The sequence below is a fragment of the Dyella sp. Tek66A03 genome (assembly GCF_052567735.1).
On the sequence record NZ_CP199584.1, the window covers coordinates 276115 to 295273 of the forward strand.

Here is a 19159-nt window from a genome sequence, read left to right on the forward strand (position 1 = left end):
GATGTCGCTTTCCTCACACCGAGTAAGCCCATGCGCCGCCATCTCCTTGCCCTGAGCCTCGTTGCCGCCCTGGCTGGCTGCAACTCGTCCCATGACAACGCGCCAGCGGCGCAATCCCCCGCTCCTGCATCCACCGCCCCAGCGACGCCTCCGCCGCCCTCGACCGACGCCGAGAACGCACAGCAGCGCATGGCCGCCTATGCGCCGGTCAAGCTCACCGCCGACCTCTCCGGCTTCAACGACAAGCAGAAGCAGATGATCGCGCTGCTGATCGAGGCGGCCGATGTCACCAATGACATCTACTGGCAGCAGTCCTGGGGTGACAAGGCCGCGCTCATGCAGCGCATTCCGGACGACGTTACGCGTCGCTTCGCCGAGATCAACTACGGACCGTGGGACCGTCTCGACAACGACCAGCCCTTCGTTGCCGGCGTCGGTCCGCGTCCGCCTGGTGCGCAGTTCTATCCGGCCGACATGACCAAGGACGAATTCGAGAAGGCCGACCTCAAGGACAAGGCCGGGCTCTACAACGTGCTGCGTCGCGATGCCCAGGGCAAGCTCGTGACCGTGCCGTATCACGAAGCCTACAAGGCGGATCTTGAGCGTGCCGCCGGCCTGTTGCGCCAGGCCGCGGCGCTTTCCGACGACAAGGAATTCGCCGGCTATCTCAAGCAGCGTGCGGACGCCTTGCTCAGCGACGACTACCGCCCCAGCGACTTCGCCTGGATGTCGATGAAGAACAATCCCGTCGACATCGTGATCGGTCCGATCGAAACCTATGAAGACCAGCTCTACGGCTACAAGGCGAGCTATGAGAGCTATGTGCTGGTCAAGGACCAGGCCTGGAGCGCCAAGTTGGCGAGCTTCGCCAAGTATCTCCCCGAACTGCAGCGCGAGCTGCCGGTCGACGACAAATACAAGGCGGAGAAGCCCGGCTCCGATGCCGATCTCAATGCCTATTTCGCCGTTTACTACGCGGGCGATGCCAATGTCGGTGCCAAGACCATCGCCATCAACCTGCCCAACGACGAAGAGGTACAGCTGAAGAAAGGCACGCGCCGCCTGCAGCTGGAAAACGTGATGCAGGCGAAGTTCGACAAGATCATGCTGCCGATTGCCAAGGAGTTGATTGCGGACGACCAGCAGTCGCACCTGACCTTCGATGCGTTCTTCGAAAACACCATGTTCCACGAAGTAGCGCACGGTCTTGGTATCAAGGAGACGCTCACCGGCAAGGGACTCGTGCGCGGCGCGCTAAAGGACCAGGCCTCGAGCTTCGAGGAGGGCAAGGCCGATATTCTCGGCCTGTACATGGTCACAAAGCTTGCCGAGAAGGGCGAGCTGGACAAGTCCAAGTTGATGGACAACTACGTCACCTTCCTTGCCGGCATCCTGCGTTCGGTGCGCTTCGGCGCCAGTGATGCGCATGCCAAGGCGAACATGGTGCGCTTCAATTTCTTCAAGCAGCAGGGCGCGTTCTCGCGTGACGACGCCACCGGCCGCTACCGCGTCGACTTCGACAAGATGACCGCAGCCATGAATGCCTTGTCGGCCAAGCTACTGACCATCCAGGGCGATGGCGATTACGCGGCGGCCAAGCAGCTCACCGCGACCATGGGCATCGTCGACGCGCAGCTGGCCGGTGATTTGAAGCGCCTGGACCAGGCGAAGATTCCGGTGGACATCACCTTCGAGCAAGGCCTGGACGTGCTGGGTCTGTCCAAACCCTGACAGTCCCCATAGGCATTATGTAGCGCACCCTGTGCGCGATAAGCCAACGGAGCGATGACGCCGTGATCGCGCACGGGGTGCGCCCTACATCTCGCCTTGCGAATCGGCGATCCAGGATGCTACGGCTTCGGGATGTTCGAGATGCAGATGATGGCCGCCGTCCATATGGCTCACCACGATATCGTCCACGCAGGTAGCACGCGCCTGCAATTGCGCCTCCGGTAGATACGGCGCCTCCGGCTTGGCCAACAGCAACGCCGCGGGCGCCTCGATCCCGCTTAGCAGGGAATGGATCTGTGCCTCCGCCAGCCGCAGTGGTGATGCCCGGTTGAGCCGGGGATCGCTGCGCCATTGCCAGCCGTCACCGGCCTTGCGCAAACCGCGCTCCACGATCGGGCGCGCCTGCTCGGCAGGCAGGCCGCTGGCGATGGCGCGCGCGCTGACGGCGGCGTCGATGGAGGGGAAGGCGCGCAACGTACGGCCTGAGGCGGGAGCGACCGCAAAGGCGCTGCGAAAACGATGCAGGGTCTGTCGGCCGTCGTCGCCCATGGGTCCCAGGCCTTCGATCAACAGCAGGCGCTCGACGCCATCGGGCATGGCTGCCGCCACCATCGATGCAATGCCAGCGCCAAGCGAATGGCCAAGTAGCTGGTAGCGCGCCAGTCCAAGCGCTTCAGCTACCGCGAGTACGACGCCGACGTAATCGATGAAGTGGTAGTGCGCGCCCGCCGGTAAGTGGTCCGAATGGCCATGGCCAGGCAGATCGAGCGCGATGACTTGCCAGCGGTCAGTCAGCAAGGGCGCCAGACGGGCAAAGCTGCCGGCATTGTCCAGCCAGCCATGCAGGGCGAGTAGCGGTGGTGCATCGGCCTCGCCCCAGACCTGGGCGCTCAAGCGAAGATGCGGCAGGGTGATAGCGCGTTCGGCCGGTGCACTCATGGGATCACCGAATAGGGGCGGGCTGTGGTCGTGCGGTATGGCCAGGACGGTAGTCGGCGGCGAACTCCTCCCAGCCCTGGGTATGGCGCAGCACCAGTGCGGCCAGGCTGCTGACCTGTCCGGGCGTGTCGTTGAGCGCCGGGATATAGCGCAGCTCGTTGCCGCCCGCGGCGCGGAAGAACTCGTGATTCTGCATGGCGATTTCTTCCAGGGTTTCCAGGCAATCCACCGCGAAGCCGGGGCAGGCGACGTCGAGCGTCTTGATGCCGGCGGCGGCCAGTTCGCGCACGGTGGCATCGGTATACGGCTGCAGCCAGCGCTCCCGGCCCACGCGCGACTGGAAGCTCACGAGCAGCTGCGACTCGTCCAGTTGCAAGCGCTCGCGCAAGGCGCGCGCGGTGGCTTGGCACTGCGCCTGGTAGGGGTCGCCCAGGCGACCATAGCGTTCCGGAATGCCATGGAAGGACAGCAGCAGCTGGTCACCGCGCCCGTTCACCGCCCACCACTGTTCGATGCTGCGGGCGAGCGCCTCGATGTGTGCCGCGTCATCGTGATAGTCGTTGACGATGCGCAGCTCCGGCGGCCAGCGCAGGGACTTGAACGCATCGGCCACCGCGTCGATGACCGAACCGGTGGAGGTCGCCGAGTACTGCGGATAGAGCGGCAGCACCAGCAGGCGACGCACGCCCTCGCGCTGCCATTGTTCGATCTGGTGTTGCACCGACGGCTCGCCATAGCGCATCGCCAGGGCCACGCGAATCGGGCCTGTCGGACGCAGTCGCTGCAGTTCTTCGCCCAGACGCGCGGTCAGCGACTCGCTGCCGACGCGCAGAGGCGAGCCTTGCGCGGTCCAGATGCGCTGGTAAGCATGGGCCGAGCGGGCCGGCCGCACGCGCAGGATCACGCCGTGCAGGATCAGCCACCAGAGCCAGCGCGGGTAGTCGATCACGCGGGGGTCGCCGAGGAATTGCGCCAGATAGGGTCGCAGCGCTTTCGCGGTGGGCGCGGCTGGTGTGCCCAGGTTCACCAAGAGCACTCCCGCCTGAACGGGCGGGTCATCGGAATCGCCGGCGGGGCCGGTATAGTCGAGGCTATGTGGCATCGTGGCGCTGGCGGTGAGAATCGCCGCAGAGTCTGCCACAAGCCGTTTGCGGTTCCGCATGAAGAGTTGCCGCGGGCCGTGCCTGAAATCAGCTTGGGAGTCATCCATGATCAAAACACCACTGCGTCGTCTTTTGCTTGTCAGTCTGATCCTGCTGCTGCCGGCCATGGCCGTACACGCGGAGGATCCGCCGCTGGTGCGCGCCCAGAATTCGGTGCGCGTGCTGAAGGAGATCATGGAAGCACCGGACAAGTCGATCCCGCAGGACCTGCTCAAGGACGCCAAGGCCATTGCGGTGATTCCCGACCTGCTCAAGGTGGGCTTTGTCTTCGGCGGACGCCGCGGCGAGGGTCTGATCTCGGTGAAGGGCCCCGACGGCACCTGGTCCAACCCCAGCTTTATCACCATGACCGGCGGTAGCTTCGGCTTCCAGGCCGGCGTGTCTTCCACCGACGTGATCCTGGTGTTCCGCACCCAGCGCGGCGTGGACAGCATCGTCAACGGCAAATTCACCCTGGGTGCCGACGCGGCCGCCGCGGCCGGTCCGGTCGGCCGTACGGCCACGGCATCGACCGACGGCCAGTTCAAGGCCGAGATCTACTCTTACTCACGCTCCCGCGGCCTGTTCGCCGGCGTCGCGCTGGACGGTTCGGCCCTGCGTATCGATTACGACGCGAACGAGGCCATCTATGGCGCTGGCATCACCCCGCGACGCATCTTCGAAGGCGGCGTCGGCAACGTGGCAGGGCCGGTGGTCGACTTCAGGGACCGTCTGGAGGAGTACACTCAGCGTTGATATGGAGCGGCGGCGCGGCAGCGTGACGGCTGGTTCCGCCGCTTTGTCGTCCTTGAGGCCAGATTCATGAGCATTACCCATCTACTCATTCTTCTCGTCGTTGTCGTGCTGATCTTCGGCACCAAGAAACTGCGCAATATCGGTGGCGACCTTGGCGGCGCCGTACGCGACTTCAAGAAGGGCCTGGACGGTGACGAGGCCAAGGCGGCTCAGGCAGAGCAGGACGAGCGCCTGCGTGCCGACCCGCCGGTCAGCCCCACGCAGACCCAGAACCAGCACGACAAGACCGAACCGAAGTAACTCGGACGGGTCATGATTGAAATCAGCTTCGGCAAGCTGATCTTGCTCGCGGTCATTGCGCTGATCGTGCTCGGCCCGGAGAAACTTCCCGGAGCCGCCCGCACCGCTGGCGCCTTGCTGCGCCGCGTGCGCACCGGCTGGGATAGCGTGCGCGCCGAGGTCGAGCGCGAATTGCAGGTCGAGGAAATCCGCCGCCAGGCGCGCGAGGCCGCGGACCGGGCCACGGCGGCGCAGGCCGAACTGGACGCGACCCTGCGCAAGATGCAGCCGATCGGCAACGCGGTGGTTTCACCGGCACCGGCCACCAGCGAGGCCCCGCCCGAGAGCGCCGTGCCGGCGCTCGACGCTGCGCCACCCAAGGAAGCTCCGCATGGCGGCGTCTGAGCACGAAAATCCGGAACCTGATGGTTTGGAACAAGGCCTGTTCTCCCATCTGATCGAGCTGCGCACGCGCCTGATGCGTGCGCTGATCACGGTCGTGGTGGTGCTGGTGGCGCTGATTCCGTTCGCCAATCGGCTGTACTCCGAGCTGGCGCAGCCCTTGGTCAAGCGGCTGCCTCAAGGCGCGCACCTGATCGCCACGGAAGTGGCCGGCGGCTTCGTGACGCCGCTGAAGCTGGCGTTCTACACCGCACTGTTCATCGGCATGCCGATGATCCTCTACCAGCTGTGGGCCTTCGTCAGTCCCGGCCTGTATCGCAACGAGAAGCGCCTGGCGCGACCGTTGCTGGCGGCAGCGCTGCTGTTGTTCTACCTGGGTTGCGCGTTCGCTTACTTCCTGGTGCTGCCGGCGGCCTTCCGCTTCCTCACGGCGGTGACGCCGGAGGGCGTGGAGATGATGACGGACATCTCGCATTACCTCGACTTCGTCATGCTGATGTTCTTTGCCTTCGGCCTGTGCTTCCAGGTGCCGGTGATCGTGGTGGTGCTGGCGGCGATCGGCGTGGTCAACCTCGAACAGCTGCGCAGCGGACGCCGTTATGCCATCGTCGGCGCGTTTGCGATTTCCGCCTTCATCACGCCGCCGGATATCACCTCGATGATCATGCTGGCCATTCCGATGTGTCTGCTCTACGAACTGGGCGTGCTGGCGGTGCGCTGGCTGCTGAAGCCGGGTCAGACGGAGGCGGCATGAGCGACACCGCGGCGCGCATCGAAGAGCTGAAGGCCGCCTTGCAGCTGCAGCCGCATGTGGAAGGTGGCCATTACCGCCGCGTCCACCCGCAGCCGTCGGCTTCGGATAATCCGGACGGCCGTTCCGCCCTGAGCGCAATCCATTACCTGCTCGAGGCGGGTGAATACAGCAGCTGGCATCGGGTGGATGCTGAGGAAGCCTGGCACTTCGTCGAAGGCGAGCCGCTGGAGTTGTTGATCTACGACCCGGACAACAAGAGCCTGGAGCGCTGCTGTCTCGGGCCACTGGCGCCCGGGGTGCGGCCGATGGCGGTGGTGCCGGCGGGCGCATGGCAGGCCGCTCGGCCCTTGGGCAGCCATGCCTTGATGACGTGCCTGGTGGCGCCCGCTTTCGAGTACGACGGCTTCGAACTGCTGGACGAGCATCATCCGCTGGCCGGCCACCTGGCCGGCCTGGCCCCCGAGATCGGCGACCTGTCGTAGGAGCGCACCCTGTGCGCGAAAACCCTGCGAGGTGGATCGCCGCGATCGCGCACAGGGTGCGCTCCTACACGACGCGGGATAGGTGGCGGCTCAGTGCTTGCTGGTCGCTGCTGGCGCCACGCGGTTCAGTGCCAGGCCCTTCAAGACGTTGAGCGCCTGCGACAAGGCGTAGTCCTGCGTGGCGAGCTTGGCGTTCTCGGCGCTGCCGTCGTTGTCGATATCCCGGCCCAGCTTGGTGTCTTCGTTGGCGAGGTGGTTGGGCAGGTCGGCCTCGGAGCTGACCAGCACCGGCGCGCTGTCGGCCTTGTTCACCGCCAGATCTGCCAGGGCAATATCGGGCTTGATGCCTTCGGCCTGGATCGAGGTGCCGCTGGGCGTGTAGTAACGCGCCGTGGTGATCTTTACCGCATGCTCGCTGTCCAGCGGCAGCACGGTCTGCACGACGCCCTTGCCAAACGTGCGCCGGCCCACGATCAGGGCGCGGCGGTTGTCCTTGAGTGCGCCGGAGACGATCTCGGCTGCCGAGGCCGTGCCGTTGTCGACCAGCACCACCATCGGTGCGCCATTGAGGATGTCGCCCGGGTGTGCCTCGAAGCTGAGGTTGGCATCCTGCAGGCGGCCGCGCGTGGTTACGATGGTGCCGCTATTGAGGAAATCGTCGCTGACGCCGACCGCCGCCGTGAGCAGGCCGCCCGGGTTAGAACGCAGATCGAGGATGACGCCCTTGGGCTGGCCATGCTTCTTGATGAACTCGCCCAGCTTCTTCTCGAGGTCGGGGGTGGTGTCGTCCTGGAACTGGCTGATGCGCACATAGGCGTAGCCGGGCTCCAGTTCGCGCACTTTCACGCTGGTGATCGAGATGCGTTCGCGCACCAGCGGCATGTCGATCGGCTTGTCGCTCTTCTCGTGCAGGATGGTCAGGGTGACCTTGCTGCCCGCGTCGCCGCGCAGCTGCTTGAACATCTCGTCGATATTCTCGGCATCCACCGGCTTGCCATCAATCTTGATGATGGTGTCGCCAGGCTTGATGCCGGCGCGGGCAGCCGGGGTGTCGTCGATGGGGGCGATGATGCGCAGCGTGCCGTCCACCTGCAGCACCTCGATGCCGAGGCCGCCGTACTGGCCGGTGGTGTCCTCGTTGAGCTCGTTCAGGCCCTCCTTGTCCAGGTACTCGCTGTGCGGGTCCAGACCGGTGAGCATGCCGCTGATGGCGGCCTTCATCAGGGTCTTGTTGTCCACCGGCTCCACATAGGCCTGGCGCACGATTTCGTAAACGCGACTGAAGTTGCGGATATCGTCCAGATCCACGCGATCAGGCACGGACGCCGCAATCGCCGGGGCAGCCGATGGCTTGGCGCCCTTGGCCTGTGCGGGCGCGGTCTGGGCCTGCGCCAGCGGCGTCGCCAGCAGCAGGACGGCGAGGCTCAAGGTGGAAAACCGCATGGGTGGGGGACTCCGGGAAAACCAAGGGGGGCGGGGCTGATGATTCAACAGCGCAACGCGCTTAGACCGCCAGACCGCGCTGAAATTCAATGTCACGACATGCAGGTTAGCCTGCGACCCTGCGTAGCTGGCGTCAACGCTGGCGGCCGAGCCAGCTGCGCGGGTCCATCGGTTTGTTGTTCTGGCGCAGCTCGAAATACACGCCGGTGTTGACGCCGGTAGGGGCGCTGGCGGTACCGATCACCTGACCGGGCTCCACTTGGTCGCCCACGCCGCGCAGCAGGGTCTCGTTATTGCCGTACATGCTCATCCAGCCGCTGCCATGGCTGACGATGAGCAGCATCCCGTAACCGCGCAGGAACGCAGCGTAGACCACCCGACCGCTGGCCACCGCGTGCACTTCGCTGCCCCCGATGGCCTTGATCAGCACACCGTTGCCATAGGTGTTCACCACGCCATTGGCGGGCCAGGGCAGGTTGCCACGGATGTTGGCAAGTCCCTTGCCGGGCGGCGGCAGCGCTGTCGTGGCATTGGCACGGGCGGCGCGTTCGGCTTCCTTGGCAGCTTCGTCGATGGCCTTCTGCAGCTTTTCCAGCAGCTGGTTGAGCGAGGCCTCGTTCTGCTTCAAGGCAGCCAGGCGCTGGGCCTGGTCCTTGTATTGGGCATTGGTGTCGGCCACCAGCTTGGCTTGGCTGGCGCGCTGCTGCTCCAGCGTCTTGGCCTGTGTCTCGCGTTCGGCCCGAATGGCTTGTAGCGCCTGCTGCTGGGCCACGATCTCGGTTTCCAGGTCCTGCAGCCTGGCCAGGTCACCCATCAGCTTCTGCACACGCTGGACGCGATCTTCCTGGAAGTATTTGGAGTAGGCCAAGGCCTGGGCGATGCGTGCGACATCATCATCACCCATCAACAAGCGCAGGTCCGAGCCACGGCCCAGGGCGTAAGTGGCACGGAGCAGGTCGGCGATGGCCGCGCGCTGGCCTTCGAGACCCTTGTTCAGCTCCGCCCGCTGCTGCTGCAGCTGCTCCAGGTCGTGCTGTTTGGTCGCAAGCTGGGCGTCGGTCTCGCGCACGGCTTTGGCCGCGCTGGCCACCGCATTGGCCTGCTTGGCCAGTTCGACGTTGGCGCTGTCGCGGCGGGCGGCCGTCTCGGCCTGTTCCTTCGAGAGCGCCTCCATCTTGCTGCGCACGTCCGACAATCGCTTCTCGGCCTCGGCCTGGTCGGCCTTGGTCTTGACGTCCTGGGCGGCCCAGGCCGGCATGGCCATCAAGGAGAGCACCAGAGCGCCGGTCAGGGCGCGGGCGTAGGAACGGACATGGCGGGGTGGCTTTGACATCGGTGGATTATCACCGAGCTAGATGACGACACGCGAGCCTGGGGTGGGCCATCGTCCCCTCTAGGAGCGCACCCTGTGCGCGATCACGGGTTTACGGCTACGTAGGTTTTTCACTCGGGCCATCCTTGGCCCTCGCCCTGCGGGCAGCTGGCGCTGTGCAAACTGGCAGTCCTGCCAGATGGTCACGCACAGGGTGCGCTCCTACAGAATGACGAGCAGAGACGTCTTCATACCTCCTTCGTTCGAACCTTCTGAGGCGACAAAAATCACTTGCGAATGAAACTTTCATTTGGACGTATAGATTGCTTTGACGCGACGCAACAATTGTGCTTTAGTCGAGGCCACACTCGTACACGTGGCAGCGGCGCCCTTGGCACCGTTGAGACTACGTGTCTCCTTCCATCGGCCGGGGAGGCAAGATGGTGCAGGCAGTTCCAGCGACGCTTTACGACGCTGCGTTTGAGCACGACAGCTGTGGTTTTGGTCTGGTCGCACAGATCGACGGGCGCTCTAGTGCCTGGGTGGTGGACACCGCCTTTTCGGCGTTGGCCAAACTTTCCCACCGTGGCGGCGTTAACGCCGACGGCGTCAGTGGCGACGGCTGCGGCGTGCTCTTCCATCGTCCGCTGGACTGGTTGAAGGCGTTGGCGGCCGAGGCAGGCATTGCGCTCGGCGAACGTTTTGCGGCAGGCATGGTGTTTCTCGATCCGACGGATGGCGAGGCCGCTGCCGCGACGCTGGAGAAGCGTCTGCGCGAGGAAGGCCTTCATGTCGCGGGTTGGCGCGATGTTTCGGTGAACGCCGAGGCCTGCGGCCCGCTGGCCGCCGCGGCCAAGCCGCGTGTGCGCCAGGTGTTCGTCGAACCCGCCGCAGGCATGGACGACGCCGTGTTCGAGCGTGCCTTGTTCCGCGCGCGCCGTCGCGCGGAAAGCTCGCTGGCCGATGATGATCATTTTTACGTGGTGACCTTGTCGGCCCAGGTCGTGGGCTACAAGGCGATGGCTGCGCCGGGTCGTCTGCGCGAGGTGTTTGCGGATCTCGCGCATCCGGCGCTGGCATCTGATGCCGTGGTATTCCATCAGCGCTTCTCGACCAATACGACGCCGCAGTGGCGCTTGGCCCAGCCATTCCGCCTGCTCGCCCACAACGGCGAGATCAATACCATTCGCGCGAATCGGCGCTGGATGCAGGCGCGCACAACGATCCTGCATTCGCCGCTGCTGGACCTGTCGGATATCGGTCCGCTGGTACGCCAGACCGGTTCCGATTCGGAGAGTCTCGACAACGCGCTCGAAGTGCTGCTGGCTGGTGGTCTGGATCTGCTTGCCGCCATGCGCGTGCTGGTCCCGCCGGCGTTCGCCGCGCGCGAGGGCATCGACGAGGACCTCGCTGCGTTCTATGAGTACTACGCCTTGCACAGCGAGCCGTGGGATGGGCCGGCCGGCCTGGTGATGTGCGATGGCCACTACGCCGCGTGTACCCTGGATCGTAACGGCCTGCGTCCCGCGCGTTGGGCCTTGTCGGCCGACAACCACCTGATCGTCGCTTCCGAAGCGGGTCTGTGGGACGTGCCGTCGTCACAGGTGGTGGCCAAGGGACGACTGGCGCCGGGCGAAATGATTGCCGTCGATCTGCAGCAGCACCGCCTGCTGCGCGACGCCGACATCGACGATATCAATCGCCGCCGCGCGCCCTACCGCGACTGGCTGCGCGCCGGCGTGAGCTATCTGGAGTCGGATCTGATTGATCCCTCGCTGGCCGCGGAGCCGCTGCCAGCGGACGAGCTGCGCCGTTACCAGAAGCTCTATGGCCTGTCGCGCGAAGAGCGCGAAACCGTACTCAAGGCGATGGTGGAGCTGGAACAGGAAGCCACCGGCTCGATGGGTGACGACACGCCGATCGCGGCGATGTCGCGCCAGGTGCGGCCGCTGTTCGACCGTTTCCGCCAGGCCTTCGCCCAGGTCACCAATCCACCGATCGATCCGCTGCGCGAAAAGCTGGTGATGTCGCTGGTGACGCAGATCGGGCCCGAGAGCAACGTGTTCGATCTCACCCCCGAGAACGCGAAGCAGGTGCTGATCAATTCGCCCGTGCTCTCGCAGCGCAAGCTGCGGCAGCTGCTGGCCTTGCCGCAGTTCATCACTACCCCGCGCTTCGATTTGATGTATGCGCCGGAAGAAGGCTTGGAAGCGGCTCTGCGCCGGCTTTGCCAGGACGTTGAAAAGGTGGTGCGCGAAGGTTGCTCGTTGGTCTTCCTCAGCGACCGCTACCCCAGCAAGGACCAGCTACCCATCCACTCGCTGCTCGCGGTGGGCGCGGTGCATGCGCACCTGATCGATCAGTCCCTGCGCTGCCAATGCAATATCGTGGTCGAGACGGCCACGCCACGCGACGCGCACCAGTTCGCCTGCCTGATCGGATTTGGCGCTACCGCGATCTACCCCTGGCTCGCCTACCAGAGCCTGTTCGAGTTGGGCCGCGAAGGCCACATCGCCAGCGACCGCTTCGAAGTGGGCCGCAGCTATCGACGCGGCATCCGCAAGGGCCTGCTCAAGATCCTGTCGAAGATGGGCATCTCCACCGTTGCCGGCTATCGCGGTGCGCAGCTGTTCGAGATTGTCGGGCTGGCGCCGGAGGTGGTGGCGCTGTGCTTCCCCGGCACGCCGTCGCGCATCGGTGGCGCGGGCTTCGCGGAGCTGGAACACGACCAGCGCCTGCTGGCTGCGGAGGCATGGAACGAGGCATTGCCATTGCGCGCAGGCGGACTGTACAAGTTCGTCTACGGCGGCGAATACCACATGTACAACCCGGACGTGATCGCCAGCCTGCAGAAGGCCGTGCGTACCGGCAGCAGCGCGGATTACCGCGCCTACGCCAATTACGTCGATCACCGCCCGCCCTCGGCACTGCGCGATCTGCTGGCGCCGCGCCCGGTGGGCGATCCGGTGCCGCTGGACGATGTCGAGTCGGTCGAAAGCATCCTGCGTCGTTTCGATTCGGCGGGCATGTCGCTGGGCGCGCTGTCGCCGGAGGCGCACGAGGCACTGGCGATCGCCATGAATCGCCTCGGTGCGCGCAGCAATTCGGGCGAAGGCGGTGAAGATCCCGCCCGCTACGGCACCGAGAAGACCTCGAAGATCAAGCAGGTGGCATCGGGTCGCTTCGGCGTCACGCCGGCGTATCTGGTCAATGCCGAAGTGCTGCAGATCAAGATTGCCCAGGGCGCCAAGCCCGGCGAGGGCGGTCAGTTGCCCGGGCACAAAGTCGACGCCACCATCGCGCGACTGCGCTACGCCAAGCCGGGTATCGGCCTGATCTCGCCGCCGCCGCATCACGACATCTATTCCATCGAAGACCTGGCCGAACTGATCCATGACCTCAAGGAGGTCAATCCCTCGGCGCTGGTCTCGGTGAAGCTGGTCAGCCATGCCGGCGTCGGCACGGTCGCGGCGGGCGTGGTGAAGGCAGGTGCGGATCTCATCACGGTGAGCGGTCACGATGGTGGTACGGGTGCCAGTCCGCTGACCTCCATCAAGTACGCAGGTACGCCGTGGGAGCTGGGCCTGGCCGAGACGCAGCAGACGCTGCGCCGCAACGACCTGCGTGGGCGCGTGCGCCTGCAGACCGATGGTGGTCTGAAGACCGGCCTCGACGTGATCAAGGCGGCGCTGCTCGGCGCGGAAAGCTTCGGTTTCGGCACCGGCCCGATGGTGGCGCTGGGCTGCAAATACCTGCGCATCTGTCATTTGAACAACTGCGCCACCGGCGTCGCCACCCAACATCCGGTGCTGCGCAAGGAGCACTTCATTGGCCTGCCGGAAATGGTGATCAACTATTTCCGCTTCGTCGCCGAAGATGTGCGTGCGCATCTCGCCCAACTGGGCGTGCGCAGTCTCGATGAGATCATCGGCCGCGCCGACCTGCTGGAACAGGTCGATGGCACCACGCCGGTACAACACAAGCTGGATCTGCTGCCGCTGATCGGTACCGGCTCACTGGGTGCAAACGTCGACTTCGCCTGCACCCTGCCACGCAATCCGATGCGTGACGAAGCCGAGTTGGCGGAGCGCATCGATACGGCAACCCGCGAGGCCATCATTCAGCGCAGCGGCGGCGTGTTCACCTTCGATATTGCGAACATCGATCGTGCGATTGGCGCACGCCTATCCGGTGAAGTGGCTCGTCGTCACGGCGATCACGGTATGGATGCACATCCGCTCGTGTTGAAGCTCACCGGTTCAGCGGGTCAGAGCCTCGGCGCGTGGAATGCCGGCGGCGTGCATATCGATCTCACCGGCGAAGCAAACGACGGCGTTGGCAAGGGCATGGCCGGTGGCCGCATCGTGGTGCGTCCGCCGGCGGATTCACCGTTTGCCAGCCAGGATGCCGCGATCATCGGCAACACCTGTCTGTATGGCGCGACCGATGGCGAGCTGTTTGCAGCGGGTCGCGCGGGCGAACGCTTCGCCGTGCGCAACTCCGGCGCGCTGGCCGTGGTGGAAGGCGCCGGCGATCACTGCTGCGAATACATGACCGGTGGCGTGGTGGCCGTGCTCGGCAAGGTCGGTCTCAACTTCGGTGCGGGCATGACCGGTGGCTTTGCCTACGTGCTCGATCTCGAACGCACCTTCGTCGACTGCTACAACCACGAGCTGGTGGACATCCTGCGTATTTCCCCTGAGGGCATGGAGCATTACATGCAGCATCTGCGCGGCCTGGTGGCGCGACACGTGGAGCTCACCGGCAGCGACTGGGGACGCCATATCCTGCATGACTTCCGCGGCCTGCAGTACAAGTTCTGGCTGGTGAAGCCGAAGGCTGCGAGCCTGTCGGCACTGGCCGAGGAACTGAGGAGCGCGGCATGAGCGACAAGGACTTTCAGTTCCTCAATGTGCAGAGGCAGACGCCACGCACGGTGCCGGTATCGATTCGCGTGCTCGGCTACGGCGAGATTTCCGGCGATTTCGGTGCCGCGCAGGCCGGCACCCAGGCCGAGCGTTGCATCGACTGCGGTAACCCGTATTGCGAGCATGCCTGCCCGGTACACAACTACATCCCGAACTGGCTCAAGCTGGTGGAGGAAGGCCGCCTGATGGAGGCGGCCACCTTGATGCACGAGACCAACCCGCTGCCGGAAATCTGCGGCCGCGTATGCCCGCAGGACCGCCTGTGCGAGGGCGCGTGCACGCTGGAACAAACGTCGTTCGGTGCGGTGACCATTGGTAGCATCGAGCGCTGGGTTACGGACGAAGCGTTACGCCAGGGATGGCGCCCTGATCTTTCTGCGGTGCGCGAGACCGGCAAGCGGGTGGCCATCGTGGGTGCTGGCCCGGCTGGGCTGTCCTGTGCGGACCGCCTGCGTCGTGCTGGCATCGCGGCCGATGTCTACGACAGCCAGCGGGAAATCGGCGGCCTGCTCACCTTTGGCATTCCGCCGTTCAAGCTGGACAAAGCTGTCGTGCGCACGCGCCGCGAGCTGCTCGAAGGCATGGGCGTGCGTTTCCTGCTCGGCCGTGAAGTCGGGCGCGATATCGAATTCGGCCAGCTGCTTGACGATTACGATGCGGTCTTCGTGGGCACCGGTGCCTACACCTATGTCGACGCCCAGCTGCCGGGACGCGAGCTGCACGGCGTGCACGACGCGCTGCCATTTCTGATCGCCAATACCGAGCGCTTGCTGCGCGACGAATCGCCGCCGCCGGCGTTCGACTTCCGCGGCAAGCACGTGGTCGTGCTCGGCGGTGGCGACACCGGCATGGACTGCAATCGCACGGCGATCCGCCTGGGCGCGGCCAGCGTGACCTGCGTGTATCGGCGCGACGAAGCGAATATGCCGGGCTCCGCGCGCGAGGTGAACTACAGCCGCGAGGAAGGCGTCACCTTCCTGTTCCAGCGCCAGCCGCTGGAGATCCTCGGTGGCGCCCGCGGCAACGTGCGTGGCGTGCGGGTGATCGAGACGGCCCTGGTCGACGATGGTTCCGGCCGCATGCGCCCGCAGAACGTGGCGGGCACCGAATACGTCATCGACGCCGACGTGGTGATCCAGTCCTTCGGTTTCCTGCCCAGCCCGCCCGATTGGCTGCGCACGCATGGCGTGTCGCTGGACCGCACGGGGCGCATCGTCACCGGCGCCAACGGCACCCTGCCGCACCAGACCAGCCACCCGCGCATCTTCGCCGGCGGCGACAACGTGCGCGGTGCCGACCTGGTAGTGCGCGCGGTATACGACGGTCGCGAGGCGTCCGGGTCGATCGTGCAGATGCTGCAGGAAGTCGACGCACCTGCCCTCGCGCATGCCTAGCACTTTTCCCTCTCCCCTCCGGGCGACCCGGAGGTAGTCCCTGTGGGAGAGAGGGTAGGGTGAGGGGACACGGTCGCGAATGCGTCGGATCGAAGCGCGCTCCGAATCATCTATTCCGCGAGCACCCACCCCTCACCTCAATCCTCTCCCCATAGGGGAGAGGAGGCTAAGCTAACGAGCCATGCTGTCCGACGCCAGGCGCGATGGCTGCCCCCTTATCGGAACGAAACCCCATGCGTCTTGGTCTCGCCGCCAACCAACTTCATCACGCCCATGCCGATGCGGCACTGTTCCGCTGGCTGCGCGCCAGTGAGGCCGGCATCCGCGAACTGGGACTCGGGCTGCACGCAGTAGGGCGTACCTACGACGCCATCCTGCGTGCGGGGCATCTGGAAGGCTACGCACCGCTGCGTCGCTATCCCTATGGACGCGAAGGCGGCCTGATGAAGCTGGTGGCCGAAGTGGTCGGCTTGGGCGACGACCGCGTGTTGGATGGTGCGATCTACCTGATCGATCCGGTCGATCCCTCATCGATCTTCCCGGAAGCGGTGGCGCTGAAGCGGCAGTGCGTGATCCACGGCAAGCCGTTTATCTCCACCGTGGCGTCCGCGCGCGACTGGATCGAGTTTGAGCGACTCCATGCCGGGTGGGCGCCTGATTCGGGAGCGGATGCGTTTTACGCGCTCGAGTCCCAAACCGCCGCCCTGATCGCACACGATGCCATGAAGCCGCAGATGCTCGCCTATGCCGACGCGCATTTCGACGTGCTCTCCCGCTTTGCCCATCGCGTCGGCACCGGCACCACCGGCCAGCGGCTGAACGAGCTGGCCTGGAGCCGTGGTTGGCCCAAGGACTCGGCTTGGGTGCAGCGCTACCAGAGCGGTCCCCTGGGCGGCGACGCGCAGATCGCCGACCTGGTGCTGGAAGGGCGCTGCCAGCGCGCGATTTTCTTCGAAGATCCGCATGTGGCCCGCCAGCACGAGGCCGATATCCAGCTGCTCGAGCGCGCCGTCACCACCCGTACCGACGAGGCGGTGTGCATCACCTCGCCCAAGGTGGCCGCGCGCTGGGCGTCAGCTGTACGGCTGCGCGCGGCTGCCTGAACAGGCACAGGCGCGCGGACGTTTGCCGGTTCTATACTCCGGATCAGAGCCCTGGGTTAGCCCAGGGCTCATCGCTTGCCCGGAACGTCGCCAGGCCATGGGCCAGAGTCGACGGGGGAAACCAGGGCGGCGCGCCGAGCAATCGGCGCGCCGTTTTTTTTTGGCGCTGGTGCCGCCATGCGCGCTCGCCCACAATGCCCGGATGACGCCGGGAGCCACGACATGTGCCTGATCGCGCTGGCTTGGAAGGTCCATCCGCGCTGGCGCCTGCTGCTGGCCGGCAATCGCGACGAGTTTCATGCGCGCCCCAGCCTGCCACTGGCGCGCTGGGAGCAACCGCCCATCATCGCGGGCAAGGATCTGGAGGCCGGTGGCACCTGGCTGGGCGTGACCGACGCGGGATCCTGCAGCGTGGTCACCAATGTGCGCGATCCGCGCGATCCGCAGCACGGGCGATCACGTGGCCTGCTGGCGCTGGACTATCTCTCAGGCAGCGCCGATGCCGTGAGGCATGCTGACGACCTGCTGGAGACGGCGGCGGACTACCGCCCCTTCAACTTGCTGACCTTTGATACCGAGCATGCGTTCTACCTGGGCAACCGGCCGGACCCACGCGCACAGGCGATCACGCCCGGCATCCACGGCCTGTCCAATGCCGACTTCAATACCCCGTGGCCGAAGACCCGCGCGCTGATGGGGCATTTGCAGGCATGGCTCGATGCCGGGGAGGATGACGAGTTCGCGCCGCTATTCGCAGCCCTGGCCGATCCGCATGTCTATCCAGACGACGAGCTGCCGGATACGGGCGTGGGACTGGAGCGCGAGCGCTGGTTGTCGTCCGCCTTCATTCGCGGCGAGCATTATGGAACCCGTGCCAGCACGGTGGTGGCTATCGGTTACGACGGGCGCGGCGTGGTGGTCGAGCGCCGCTTCGGGCCTTTTGGTCGCCCGGAGGGTGAGACGGCGATGCCGTTGGTGGCGCGAGGCTAAAGCGCGCACAGGGTGCGCTCCTACAGTGCTGTCGGGGTGGTCAATCCTCGCCTGACTTCGCTTCCGGAAATTCGCCGTCGACATAGAACCACAGGCCGTGTTCGCGCACGAAGCGGCTGACCTCATGCATGCGCTGTGCCTTGCCGCCGCCGTAACGCAGGCGTGCGATGAACTCCACTGTGGCTTCATCGTTGGCACTTTCATGGCGCTTCACGGTGAGTCCGAGCCAGCTCGGCGCGGGCTGCTGCGCGCCGAGTTTCAAGGTGGCCGGGCGCGTGCTGGCGTGCCAGGTGGCGAGCAGGTAATCCTCGCGCTTGAGCACATAGGCGCTGTAACGCGAACGCATCAGTTGCTCGGCGGTGAAGGCGTGGCCACCCTCATGCAGGAGGCCGCAGCACCGGGCATAGCCGGCCGTATTGCCGCAGGGGCAGGGGGTGAGCGTGTCGATCGCTTGCACGTAAGGTCGCATCGTCGGTCGTGGTGTGGCGGGTAAACCGCCATTGGGCGCATCGTGACGCGTAAACGGTCGGAAATCCAATGATTCGCGCGTGAAACACCCGGGCCAAGCAGCCCACATGCCGCTACACCGTCATTCCAGCGTTTGCGGGGATGACGGGCGAAAGCTTGTGCTGGTTATCCCCATTATTTGACCAGCACCTGCCGCTGCCACACGCGGCAGCGGTTATTGGCCGGCATGGCGATGTCGTCCACCAGCTTGAAGCCGGCGGCATCGGCCAGCGCATCCACCGCTTCGGCATCGCGGATGCGCATGTGCGCGCCGCGCGCCTGCAACCACTGGTCGAACGCGGCGTTGCTCTCGCTGGTGTACTGCCCACCGTAGTTGAACGGTCCGTAGACGATCAGCTTCGCATCACCCGTCGTGATATCGGCCAGATGATCGAACAGTCGCTCCACTTCATCCCAACCCATGATGTGCAGCGTGTTGGCGCTGAACACGGCGTCATAACGCTGTATCGGCCACGTGCCACTGACGTCCAGTTCGATGGGCGCCGGCGTGTTCGATAACCTGGCTTCGTCTAGCCAAAGCTGGATACCGGGCAGGTTCTCCACCCGATCCGTACATTGCCAAAGCAGTTGCGGCAACGCCGCAGCGAAATGCACGGCGTGTTGCCCGGTGCCACTGCCGATCTCCAGCACGTTCTGGCGATCGGCGAAATGGACGCGCAACACGTCGAGAATCGGGTCTCGGTTGCGCTCGCAGGATGGCGCGTGCGGTTTATCCGCGCCCATCAGGCTAAGGGTTTACCACTCAGCACGCGCGCCGGCAGCATCAGCAGTGCACCGAGGAAGGCGAACACCGCGCTCACCGTGATGCCCACCAGGCGCAGTGGCAAGGTCAGCAGCCACACGATCGGGTACAGCACGATGGCCAGCAGTGCCAGTGGCCAGCAGAACACCAGCAGCAACAACCACAGCAGGAAACCAAGCATGAGACGACCCTCGCGTCAGAACCGGCGCCACTCTAGCGCAGTTGGGCTGCCCG

General features: G+C 65.3%; 17 protein-coding genes. 10 read left to right on the plus strand and 7 right to left on the minus strand.

Going from position 1 to position 19159, the window contains the following annotated elements:
- The first annotated feature begins 30 nt into the window (after positions 1-30).
- Complete coding sequence (locus ACT01B_RS01225; RefSeq protein ID WP_445145585.1) at positions 31-1731, plus strand: dipeptidyl-peptidase 3 family protein; 1701 nt, start codon at positions 31-33, stop codon at positions 1729-1731.
- An 84-nt stretch (positions 1732-1815) separates the two neighbouring features.
- Here ACT01B_RS01225 and ACT01B_RS01230 read toward each other — a convergent pair whose 3' ends face one another.
- Positions 1816-2670 carry an alpha/beta fold hydrolase gene (locus tag ACT01B_RS01230; RefSeq protein ID WP_445145586.1) on the minus strand — a complete coding sequence of 285 codons (855 nt, stop codon included), beginning with the start codon at positions 2668-2670 and terminating at the stop codon, positions 1816-1818.
- A gap of 4 nt (positions 2671-2674) precedes the next feature.
- Complete coding sequence (hemH, locus tag ACT01B_RS01235; protein WP_445147397.1) at positions 2675-3772, minus strand: ferrochelatase; 1098 nt, start codon at positions 3770-3772, stop codon at positions 2675-2677.
- A gap of 106 nt (positions 3773-3878) precedes the next feature.
- On the opposite strand from hemH, the gene ACT01B_RS01240 reads away from it, so the two are divergent.
- From ACT01B_RS01240 to ACT01B_RS01260, 5 genes are all read left to right on the plus strand, one after another.
- Positions 3879-4568 carry a lipid-binding SYLF domain-containing protein gene (locus ACT01B_RS01240; protein ID WP_445145587.1) on the plus strand — a complete coding sequence of 230 codons (690 nt, stop codon included), beginning with the start codon at positions 3879-3881 and terminating at the stop codon, positions 4566-4568.
- A 66-nt stretch (positions 4569-4634) separates the two neighbouring features.
- Positions 4635-4868 (plus strand): Sec-independent protein translocase subunit TatA, encoded by a 234-nt coding sequence (gene tatA / locus ACT01B_RS01245; protein WP_445145588.1) that lies wholly within the window; start codon positions 4635-4637, stop codon positions 4866-4868.
- A 12-nt stretch (positions 4869-4880) separates the two neighbouring features.
- Positions 4881-5252, plus strand: coding sequence for a Sec-independent protein translocase protein TatB (gene tatB / locus ACT01B_RS01250; protein WP_445145589.1), 372 nt, complete (start codon positions 4881-4883; stop codon positions 5250-5252).
- Entirely contained in the window at positions 5239-6003 is a 765-nt protein-coding gene (gene tatC / locus ACT01B_RS01255; RefSeq protein ID WP_445145590.1) for a twin-arginine translocase subunit TatC, read from the plus strand. The genes tatB and tatC overlap by 14 nt, the downstream gene beginning before the upstream one ends.
- Positions 6000-6485 (plus strand): cupin domain-containing protein, encoded by a 486-nt coding sequence (locus ACT01B_RS01260; RefSeq protein ID WP_445145591.1) that lies wholly within the window; start codon positions 6000-6002, stop codon positions 6483-6485. Before tatC ends, ACT01B_RS01260 begins: the two co-directional genes overlap by 4 nt.
- A gap of 90 nt (positions 6486-6575) precedes the next feature.
- Here the strand turns inward: ACT01B_RS01260 and ACT01B_RS01265 are convergent, their stop codons facing one another.
- On the minus strand, positions 6576-7928 hold the full coding sequence (locus tag ACT01B_RS01265) for a S41 family peptidase (RefSeq protein ID WP_445145592.1): 1353 nt from the start codon (positions 7926-7928) through the stop codon (positions 6576-6578).
- Between the two features lie 133 nt (positions 7929-8061).
- Positions 8062-9261 carry a murein hydrolase activator EnvC family protein gene (locus tag ACT01B_RS01270; RefSeq protein WP_445145593.1) on the minus strand — a complete coding sequence of 400 codons (1200 nt, stop codon included), beginning with the start codon at positions 9259-9261 and terminating at the stop codon, positions 8062-8064.
- A 419-nt stretch (positions 9262-9680) separates the two neighbouring features.
- On the opposite strand from ACT01B_RS01270, the gene gltB reads away from it, so the two are divergent.
- The 4 genes from gltB to ACT01B_RS01290 all read left to right on the plus strand — a co-directional run bounded on the left by gltB (position 9681) and on the right by ACT01B_RS01290 (position 17655).
- A complete protein-coding gene (gltB, locus tag ACT01B_RS01275; protein WP_445145594.1) occupies positions 9681-14126 on the plus strand; it encodes a glutamate synthase large subunit in 4446 nt (1481 codons plus the stop codon).
- Positions 14123-15562 (plus strand): FAD-dependent oxidoreductase, encoded by a 1440-nt coding sequence (locus ACT01B_RS01280; RefSeq protein ID WP_445145595.1) that lies wholly within the window; start codon positions 14123-14125, stop codon positions 15560-15562. Before gltB ends, ACT01B_RS01280 begins: the two co-directional genes overlap by 4 nt.
- Before the next feature lie 233 nt (positions 15563-15795).
- Positions 15796-16665 (plus strand): methylglyoxal synthase, encoded by an 870-nt coding sequence (locus ACT01B_RS01285; protein WP_445145596.1) that lies wholly within the window; start codon positions 15796-15798, stop codon positions 16663-16665.
- 222 nt (positions 16666-16887) lie between these two features.
- Positions 16888-17655: an NRDE family protein gene (locus ACT01B_RS01290; protein ID WP_445147398.1), complete on the plus strand. Its 768-nt coding sequence runs from the start codon at positions 16888-16890 to the stop codon at positions 17653-17655.
- 40 nt (positions 17656-17695) lie between these two features.
- On the opposite strand, the gene ACT01B_RS01295 is transcribed toward ACT01B_RS01290, so the two are convergent.
- From ACT01B_RS01295 to ACT01B_RS01305, 3 genes are all read right to left on the minus strand, one after another.
- A complete protein-coding gene (locus ACT01B_RS01295) occupies positions 17696-18124 on the minus strand; it encodes a YchJ family protein (protein ID WP_445145597.1) in 429 nt (142 codons plus the stop codon).
- A 173-nt stretch (positions 18125-18297) separates the two neighbouring features.
- Positions 18298-18906, minus strand: a complete 609-nt coding sequence (locus ACT01B_RS01300; RefSeq protein ID WP_445145598.1) for a DUF938 domain-containing protein — start codon at positions 18904-18906, stop codon at positions 18298-18300.
- Positions 18906-19106 carry a hypothetical protein gene (locus tag ACT01B_RS01305; protein WP_445145599.1) on the minus strand — a complete coding sequence of 67 codons (201 nt, stop codon included), beginning with the start codon at positions 19104-19106 and terminating at the stop codon, positions 18906-18908. Before ACT01B_RS01305 ends, ACT01B_RS01300 begins: the two co-directional genes overlap by 1 nt.
- Positions 19107-19159: the final 53 nt, after the last annotated feature.

Coding starts and splice junctions, on each gene's coding strand:
- ACT01B_RS01240 (WP_445145587.1), top strand. CDS start 3,879: ATGATCAAAACACCACTGCGTCGTCTTTTGCTTGTCAGTCTGATCCTG.
- ACT01B_RS01230 (WP_445145586.1), bottom strand. CDS start 2,670: ATGAGTGCACCGGCCGAACGCGCTATCACCCTGCCGCATCTTCGCTTG.
- tatC (WP_445145590.1), top strand. CDS start 5,239: ATGGCGGCGTCTGAGCACGAAAATCCGGAACCTGATGGTTTGGAACAA.
- gltB (WP_445145594.1), top strand. CDS start 9,681: ATGGTGCAGGCAGTTCCAGCGACGCTTTACGACGCTGCGTTTGAGCAC.
- ACT01B_RS01285 (WP_445145596.1), top strand. CDS start 15,796: ATGCGTCTTGGTCTCGCCGCCAACCAACTTCATCACGCCCATGCCGAT.
- ACT01B_RS01270 (WP_445145593.1), bottom strand. CDS start 9,261: ATGTCAAAGCCACCCCGCCATGTCCGTTCCTACGCCCGCGCCCTGACC.
- tatA (WP_445145588.1), top strand. CDS start 4,635: ATGAGCATTACCCATCTACTCATTCTTCTCGTCGTTGTCGTGCTGATC.
- ACT01B_RS01305 (WP_445145599.1), bottom strand. CDS start 19,106: ATGCTTGGTTTCCTGCTGTGGTTGTTGCTGCTGGTGTTCTGCTGGCCA.
- ACT01B_RS01295 (WP_445145597.1), bottom strand. CDS start 18,124: ATGCGACCTTACGTGCAAGCGATCGACACGCTCACCCCCTGCCCCTGC.
- ACT01B_RS01260 (WP_445145591.1), top strand. CDS start 6,000: ATGAGCGACACCGCGGCGCGCATCGAAGAGCTGAAGGCCGCCTTGCAG.
- ACT01B_RS01280 (WP_445145595.1), top strand. CDS start 14,123: ATGAGCGACAAGGACTTTCAGTTCCTCAATGTGCAGAGGCAGACGCCA.
- hemH (WP_445147397.1), bottom strand. CDS start 3,772: ATGCCACATAGCCTCGACTATACCGGCCCCGCCGGCGATTCCGATGAC.
- ACT01B_RS01265 (WP_445145592.1), bottom strand. CDS start 7,928: ATGCGGTTTTCCACCTTGAGCCTCGCCGTCCTGCTGCTGGCGACGCCG.
- ACT01B_RS01225 (WP_445145585.1), top strand. CDS start 31: ATGCGCCGCCATCTCCTTGCCCTGAGCCTCGTTGCCGCCCTGGCTGGC.
- ACT01B_RS01290 (WP_445147398.1), top strand. CDS start 16,888: ATGTGCCTGATCGCGCTGGCTTGGAAGGTCCATCCGCGCTGGCGCCTG.
- ACT01B_RS01300 (WP_445145598.1), bottom strand. CDS start 18,906: ATGGGCGCGGATAAACCGCACGCGCCATCCTGCGAGCGCAACCGAGAC.
- tatB (WP_445145589.1), top strand. CDS start 4,881: ATGATTGAAATCAGCTTCGGCAAGCTGATCTTGCTCGCGGTCATTGCG.